Source organism: Bacillus rhizoplanae (assembly GCF_917563915.1).
GTDB classification, from domain to species: domain Bacteria; phylum Bacillota; class Bacilli; order Bacillales; family Bacillaceae_G; genus Bacillus_A; species Bacillus_A rhizoplanae.
This window is the reverse complement of the sequence record NZ_CAKJTI010000060.1, coordinates 1-5,531: the sequence shown is the minus strand read 5'-3', so window position 1 is coordinate 5,531 and position 5,531 is coordinate 1. Positions and strand designations below refer to the sequence as shown.

The window sequence follows — 5,531 nt, the reverse complement described above, 5'->3', positions numbered from 1 at the left end:
AAATAAAATTTGATTGAAATAATGCTATTAATATTGATAAATGAACAAAAGGAAAGAGCGTGTTTTGAAAAAAGATTGATCAAAACATGCTCTTAATATATTCTAACGAATTATTTTTTTATAAATAAGTTTAATCATTTATTGTATTGCTTGTTCAACTACAATACCTGTTAATTGATTAACCTCTAGATAAACCAAGTAGTGACTTTATTTTATATTCACAATTGGTAATATTACACAACTAATCCTGTATCATTCAAACCTAAACATCTTCTTTAATAGTAGGAAAACCTTATGGTCTTATATCATATTCCCATTTATGAGTGCATTCTGTTAATATGTATCCTACTTTTCCTATTAAAAAGCCTAATTTCTCAATTTATTGTAGAGAAATTAGGCTTTTTTCATCACTCCATTAAAGCGCCCTATAGTTTAACGACTTGATTTACTGATTATATCTTCAATCATTCACTTTGAACTATATAGATATAGTTTTTGTTGCAACTGTTTGTTGAAATGCCTTATCATGCTCAACAATAACCATTGTGGGATTAAATTGTTGAATAAGCTCTTCAATCTGCATACGCGAATAAATATCAATAAAATTTAATGGTTCATCCCATATATATAAATGAGCTTTTTCACATAAACTTTTAGCGATAAGCAGCTTTTTCTTTTGTCCACCAGAATAATAAAATATATCTTTCTCAAATTGAATTCGGTCAAAATCCATCTTACGTAGGATGGATTTAAATAACGTCTCATCAATCTCGTGCTCTTCAATAAAGTCCGATAACGATCCCTTCAAATGAGAAGTATCTTGTTGGACATAGGAAATGATTAGTCCTGAACCTAAATTAACTGAGCCTGTATGCTGTATTGGATGTCCTAGAATTAGTTTTAGGATACTACTTTTCCCGCTTCCATTCTTTCCATCAAGTACAATTCGGTCCCCTTGTTCAACTATGAAGCTAATTGGTTCATTTACTATTTGGTCATCATACTTAACAGACACATCAGTCAAAACAACCAATTCATTTGACTGAAATTTTAATTGTTCTAATTTTAACGACTCAGTTTTCTCCACATTTTTTAGTAATTTTGACTTTTCTTCAATTGCTTTTTGTTGCCTTGATTCAAGGTTCTTCGCTCTCTTCATCATCTTGGCCGCTTTATGTCCTACAAAACCCTTATCTAACTTAGATCCTGAATTCCTTGTTCCATTTTTGGAAGCTTCCACTTGATGAGACCAACCTGCTGAACACTTTGAAGACTGTTTTAATCTCCCTATGTCTTTTTGTAGACGCTCATTTGTAGCCTCTTCGTGTTCCTGCTGTCTATCAAAATTTAACTTCCAAGAAGAATAGTTACCACTTTGAACTTCAATATTTGCTCTATTTATAGATAAGATATGGTCAACGCATCCATCTAAAAAGATTCTGTCATGTGAAATCAAAATAAACCCTTTTTTCTTCCTTAGATAATCAGAGACCATCTTTCGTGCATCAGTGTCTAGATGATTTGTTGGCTCATCAATTAATAGAAATTGACCCTCATTCAAAAACAGTGCAGCAAGCAACACCTTTGTTTGTTCTCCATTTGATAATGTTTTAAATGGTCGATACATGGCCTCGGCATTAACATTTAAATAGGATATTTCACGCAGAAATTCCCAATCTTCTGCTTGGGGACAAATTTCTTCAAGGATTTCATGAGTGAACTTGTTCTTATCCGAAACTGGGTAAGGGAAATAATTAAATTCTATCGAAGAAGTGATTTTTCCACTATACTCATAATTACCTAATAATAAATTAAAGAATGTCGTTTTACCTCGTCCGTTTCTACCAATAAACCCTAGTTTCCAATCCGTATCTATTTGAAAGTTTACACCTTCAAAAATATTATCAAAGCTACCTGGGTATGAAAAAGTTAAGTCTTGAACTTTTATCATTGACATAATAATTCCTCCTTTATATATCAACACTTTTCATATAAAGTCGGAATATCCATCAATTTCTTAATTCCTCCATATAAGTTTGATGGATATTAACGACTTATATAGAGCATTACATGTGTAACAATAGTGTCTGAATTACTCATTTTTCTCTCTCCTTTATTTGTTAGGTTACAGTTACGGATTAATAAATATCAACTTACCTATAAGAGAATAAAAAAATCCTCCCAATTTGTAATCGGAAGGATTAGTATTTCACTTATACTTAATAAGTTCTTATTAATCATTGGAATCATGACAAATAAAGTATGAACTGATTAATAAAAATGGATAGACTAACCCTATATTTTGTAGTTTGAAGTTATTAATTTCAAATTTAAATATAGATTAGTTAATCATTATTCATCCATCAGTCCTCTCATAATTCTATTTTTAGAGTAACATTCTTTTTTATGGAATGCAATATCACAATCATCTTTACCTCAAATTACTGCTAACTACTTCTTTAGAATCAACAATGTATATTCCTTCTTTCTTTATACTTCCCCTCCATAAAAATCTTAATCCTAAATTGTGTGGCTTTAAAACAAAGTTTGATCAAAAAGTGAAAACAAAATTTTATTCAAAATCACAATCCATTTAAAGAAAACTAACTGTAAAATTGCAGACTTCTCTTTTTATATTATTCATTTTCACCGGTTCTGTTGCAAAGTTTTTTAACAGATAGAAAGTTAGGGTGAGTACAGCTGAATCTTATGCAATTGTGAGTAATTGCTGTAATTCATTGTACGTTGAAAAAACGAAGTTTGGCTGCAAACTTCGTTTTCGTTTATATATAGCATGAATCGTTTCGATTCTTTTCAAGGTGTGCGAAGCATGGCGAAGACTTTGAAATCCTGCAGATTAAAAATATGGTATGGAATTGGATTTTTCATACCATATTTTCTTTTTGTCTCCTGTAATAGAAATATTTCAATATTTGTTAAGTTAACAAAAAAGAGAGACCAAATGTTTATCTGGTCTCTTGCTTATTATTTCGTTGGTTTAATATAAGGGACGATTTGTGCAGTAGCTCCTACAGAGGCACCACGAATAAAATCTTGATTTTCTAAGGCTTTAAAGTTTTGGGTTTGACCAGTCAGCATTACCCCTAAAATTTTCACTTCATCAAACTGTTTATTTTTATTTGAATTTAAAAACTTCTGGATTGTTTCGTCATCACCACTTGCATCATATTTTTTAAGTGCATCAATAAAGCTATTGTATGCCTCTTTCGGTGAATCAGATGGATCAAATCCATAAACCGGCACACCAGCAGGTCCCTTACTTTCATCTACAATTGGTGATGTCATATACAACCATACGATGTTTAAATTATCAGGAATTTTTGCTTGAATTTCTTGGAATGTATAAGGCTGATCGAAAGAAATTGCAACTTCGGCAACGTGATTTTCCATTTGTGAAATTTCCCCTAGTTCATTTTGCACACCGTCATAGTACTTTTGAATAGATGGATGATAAAATGTCGCAACTTTATTCTTTGTTTGTTTATCATACTCATAAAACTCCTTATCAGACCAATAAAATCCCGGTGTTAACTCGTTGAGATCTATATGGATGCGAAACCAATCATACGAACTTGTGAGTGTGCTCCATTGTACTAAATAGCCATTAATATTTTTAGAACGATTCGTTACAATGTTGCCACCAAACATAGAGGTATTACTCGTAACTTGAGAGTCTATTTGAATATTAGGTTCGGCAATTTCATTATGTAAAAAGAGCTGTTCGTGAAGTCTTGTAGAACTTTTCGCTGCAAAGTAATTGCCAGTTTTATAAAGGGTCGGTAATAGAATAAGTACAACGATAATTGAAGTAATGACGATTTTTAGTAATTGTTTTCGTTTAGCTTTTTTTAAAGCACCTTTTAACGAAGTGTCCATTAATGTTTTCCTCCTATTTTTGAGTGAATAAATTTACGTGCACGATATAATCTTTGCTTTACACTGTTTACTTTAATGTCCAAAATAGTCGCAATTTCTTCATATGAAAAATCATAGTAATACTTTAAAAAGAAAGCCTCTTGGTATTCTTTTTTGATGTCTTTTAATAAATAGAAAATCTCATCCTTATTTAAAATGGCATCAAATTCGCGGTCTGTATATTGTAGTTTTGAATAAATTTCCTCGGTTAAGTAGATGTTCTGTTGCTCCTTTTTTCTTTTCAAGTCAATATATTCATTGAGTGCTACTCTAAAAAACCACGGATGTATATTGCTCTCTGTTAGATCATCCAATAGTGTGTACACTTTATAAAAAGTGTTTTGAATTATATCTTCCGCATCTTCTTTTTTGGCTCCTTTCGCTAGCAATAAATTGAATACTTCCTCTCCTAAATTGATAAGATAGGAGGCTAGTACATTTTCTTTTTTCATCATTTGTCCTCCCTATACTTATATAACGAATAAGTAATGATAAATGTATACACTTAAATGAATTAAATAAAAAGTTTTTGATTTATTAACGGGGACTATGTTATACGATTCGCTTTCCGAAATTAAATAACTTTATTATTCCTAAAACATCATCGAATGAAAGGGTAAAATAATTTTTAAGCAACTTTAATAACCTCCTACCTGTAATTTGGTAGGAGGTTACTACATTTTTAATCCAAATATTACTTTCGTAAATCTTTCATTATTTTGTAATATTATTCTTTTTTCTTTTAAAAACAAGATATAAACTTAGAATTAATATATGCATAAAACTTACTATCATAACAAACACTGAGATAGGGTGGAATTTCGCTGCATATATAAAGAAGTCTATTTGAAGAATATCATGGTATTCTGAGACAGGACCTCTAAAATAATTTGTAAATTTAGCAGAGTATTTCCATTCACTTGGGTAATATATCAAATTGCTTCCTTGGTACCAACTAATAAGAGTTGAAACAAATAATAATATAAAAGCTAATCCAAATTGAACCAAATATCTAATTTTCAATAAAGCCCTCTCCCTATACATTTTTTCCAAAATATAGTTGACTATATAAGGTTGAATTCAAGTCTCTTTTCCATAACTTTATATAAGTATAGCATATTTATCCATTACATCCTCTATTTGGTTAGTGCCACATACCCATCAATCTAAAAAACAAAAATACCCCCAAAACGACTAAACTAAAAGAGGTTCTGGTGCAAAAACTTAAGGACAATTGCAATGAATCTATAAATCTTGGACATACTGTTACTATTACTTTAGAAAGGGTGCGTAATTGGTATGGAAAAGGAACATGTATTCAGGTGGAAGCATTATCAGCCTGATGTTATCTTATTAACGGTAAGATGGTACCTACGGTACAACCTCAGTTTTCGTGATTTGGTGGAAATGCTAGAAGAACGGGATTTATCCATTTCTCATACAACGATTATGCGTTGGGTTCATCAGTATGGTCCTGAATTGGACAAACGAATCCGTCGTCACCTCAAACAAACAAATGACTCTTGGAGAGTCGATGAAACATATATCAAAGTAAAAGGTCAATGGATGTATCTGTATCGTGCTGTTGATTCGAA

Annotated in this window: 5 protein-coding genes and 1 pseudogene; 1 reads left to right on the top strand and 5 read right to left on the bottom strand. The window is 31.2% G+C overall.

The window, feature by feature from the left end:
* Positions 1–478: 478 nt before the first annotated feature.
* The 5 genes and pseudogenes from LRP84_RS22030 to LRP84_RS22010 all read right to left on the bottom strand — a co-directional run bounded on the left by LRP84_RS22030 (position 479) and on the right by LRP84_RS22010 (position 4,980).
* Positions 479–1,957: an Lsa family ABC-F type ribosomal protection protein gene (locus LRP84_RS22030; RefSeq protein ID WP_230577037.1), complete on the bottom strand. Its 1,479-nt coding sequence runs from the start codon at positions 1,955–1,957 to the stop codon at positions 479–481.
* Between the two features lie 750 nt (positions 1,958–2,707).
* A pseudogene (locus LRP84_RS22025) lies at positions 2,708–2,857 on the bottom strand (IS6 family transposase); the annotation flags it as partial.
* Between the two features lie 128 nt (positions 2,858–2,985).
* Complete coding sequence (locus tag LRP84_RS22020; RefSeq protein ID WP_230577036.1) at positions 2,986–3,897, bottom strand: sigma factor regulator N-terminal domain-containing protein; 912 nt, start codon at positions 3,895–3,897, stop codon at positions 2,986–2,988.
* Complete coding sequence (locus LRP84_RS22015; RefSeq protein ID WP_230577035.1) at positions 3,897–4,388, bottom strand: RNA polymerase sigma factor; 492 nt, start codon at positions 4,386–4,388, stop codon at positions 3,897–3,899. Before LRP84_RS22015 ends, LRP84_RS22020 begins: the two co-directional genes overlap by 1 nt.
* Before the next feature lie 262 nt (positions 4,389–4,650).
* Complete coding sequence (locus LRP84_RS22010; RefSeq protein ID WP_367890498.1) at positions 4,651–4,980, bottom strand: YjdJ family protein; 330 nt, start codon at positions 4,978–4,980, stop codon at positions 4,651–4,653.
* A 255-nt stretch (positions 4,981–5,235) separates the two neighbouring features.
* Between LRP84_RS22010 and LRP84_RS22005 the strand changes: the two genes are divergently transcribed.
* Positions 5,236–5,531 (top strand): IS6 family transposase (locus LRP84_RS22005; protein WP_230577033.1); only part of this gene is annotated, 296 nt, incomplete at its 3' end.